This window comes from Allobosea sp. P4_C6, from assembly GCF_056402015.1.
Genome location: NZ_JBFUIF010000209.1, coordinates 1 through 1,977, shown reverse-complemented (window position 1 = coordinate 1,977; position 1,977 = coordinate 1). Strand labels below are relative to the sequence as shown.

The following is a 1,977-nucleotide window of genomic DNA, read 5'->3' as shown; positions in this document are numbered from 1 at the left end:
CGTCTGCATGGCGGCTCGGCCCGGCGTACAACTCGGCTGGGCATAGAACGAGAAGAATGTCATGCCTTCCGCCGCCAGCTTATCAATGTTGGGGGTCGGCATGCCCCGGCCGGCGCCGCCGCCATAGGGGCCGAGATCGCCGTAACCCGTGTCGTCCGATATAATCATGATAATGTTGGGTTTTTGGGTCGGGGCGGGCGGCTGCTGTTGCGCCAGGGCGGGTAAGGTTACTCCCGCCGAAATTGCCACGCTCGCGCAAAAACCGAGCAGCCCGCGTCGACAGATCGACATGCTACGTCTCCGTTTGCAAAACTGGGGGGGGTAGGCCGTTGAACAGGCGAAGCAGCGCTTGCCGCGCAGCTCGAATGTTGCGCGGCAACGATTGCCGGAGACATAAAAGTCAATCGTCGCGTGCCACTATTGTACCTGAGGACAGTAGCATGCGGCCCGAGGCTGGGGCCGGGCCTCCACGAGATTAACTGAGCTGCCTGTCGGCGAACGAAGCGTCCGGCTGGAACTGGAGAAAATGCCCGAAACGAACGTCAGCAATTAGCGCGGCCCAGCCCGCGCGCCCGCACGACATCACTGCGCTGGATCCTAAATCCAGCTCATCGCGAAAGTGCGGCGCCCCCCAAAAAGTCTGGAAACGGTCCGATTTAAGCTGCGCCTCCGTAACTGGCGAACTGAATACCCGGAAGCGGTCGTTCCAGATATCGGCTATAGGCCATTTGTATGCCAAGAGCGGTTCGACGTGATCGTCGCAGATGGGTCGATGTGGCTTAGCCTTTCGGTTCCCGAGACCTACTCAGGGAAGAGGAAGGTCAAGCCCGCGCGCGCGCCGAACCCCTTTGGCCCAGACACTGGGGAAAATGCATAATATCGACCGGCGACGAACAAGCTGATCGGCTGCTTTCCGATCCTGATCAGTTTCGAGACCTGAGCGTTAATCGGAACGGTGAGCTTCTCATTGGCCCAATCGTACGTCGTCTCCGTGTTGAGCGAGAAGGTCCAGGCATCGTGCGTCGTGTAGGAGATGAACGGCTGCACGAATGTCGCGTTGACCGGGTGCGCACCACTGCGGGTCGCCCCTCCGGCCGACCAGACCTGATTAGCCAAGATGCCGATCGTCCAAGGGCCTTCCTGCTTGAGTAAAACGGCGGTTGGACCCACCCCCCAGCGACTTTCGCCGAGGAGTTGATCCGTCGCGGTTGGCAGGCGGAACACGGGTCCGATCCCCCAGATAATTCCCCCAGGACCAGGAGCCTGTGGGGACAGAAAAAAGCTCTGGGTCGTATCGGACAACCCGAACTGGCGGCCCGAGCCTGGCGCAATATCCCATTGTGAGATGACTGGAAGAACCGTTCTGGAGATAAGGTTCCACTCGGGGCTGAGGTGAAAGGGGATGACCGGCTGGATATTCAGGGTCGCCCGCCCACCATTATCACCGGGCCCGATCCGGCCGTCGTAGTTGAACTGGAACGGAACGCTAATGAGAGCTGCGACCGGATTGTTGAGTTTCTTGGCGAGATCTGCGTCCTGCCCGAAGGCCGGTGACAGGCAATTCGCAAGGAGAACCATGGCGACCGACATAGTTCTACGGATTTGTCGCAATGGAACCTCCCTAGACTTCGGTTCAGAGATCAAAACACAGGGTGCTTGAGTTTACTAGGTCGTGAACCCACAAACGGCGGACGTCCGCGTTGTGGAAAGCTGCCGTTCCCGGGCATCAAGGAAAACATCTGCCTTCCCATATTTCGGACCTTGCGGTTATCGACGCGTGGCGTCGACGATCCGACGCAACTCCGTAGGAGCCGGCAGACTGAGATCGGCCACCCCCATTCGCTTGATCGAGCGATGCTCGGTTGCGTCGCGGTTATCAGCGCGCCTGCCGGGTTAGGGCCAATCATTGGAGCGATCGATATCGGCCCTGGGGACAGGTTTTTCGAGAACAGCGCCGCCGGACTCTACGATCAGTGG

The 1,977-nt window shown here is 59.6% G+C and carries 2 protein-coding genes; both read right to left on the bottom strand.

Translation table 11 applies throughout. From position 1 onward, the window contains the following. Positions 1 to 291, bottom strand: a 291-nt coding sequence (locus tag AC1DVA_RS27995; RefSeq protein ID WP_476808067.1) for a sulfatase-like hydrolase/transferase, incomplete at its 3' end; no start/stop codon positions are given. A gap of 510 nt (positions 292 to 801) precedes the next feature. After that, positions 802 to 1,590: a transporter gene (locus AC1DVA_RS27990; RefSeq protein ID WP_265052942.1), complete on the bottom strand. Its 789-nt coding sequence runs from the start codon at positions 1,588 to 1,590 to the stop codon at positions 802 to 804. Positions 1,591 to 1,977 lie beyond the last annotated feature (387 nt).

Bases quoted from the DNA above. Each gene is read 5' to 3' on its own strand.
- AC1DVA_RS27990 (WP_265052942.1), bottom strand. From the start codon at position 1,590: ATGTCGGTCGCCATGGTTCTCCTTGCGAATTGCCTGTCACCGGCCTTC.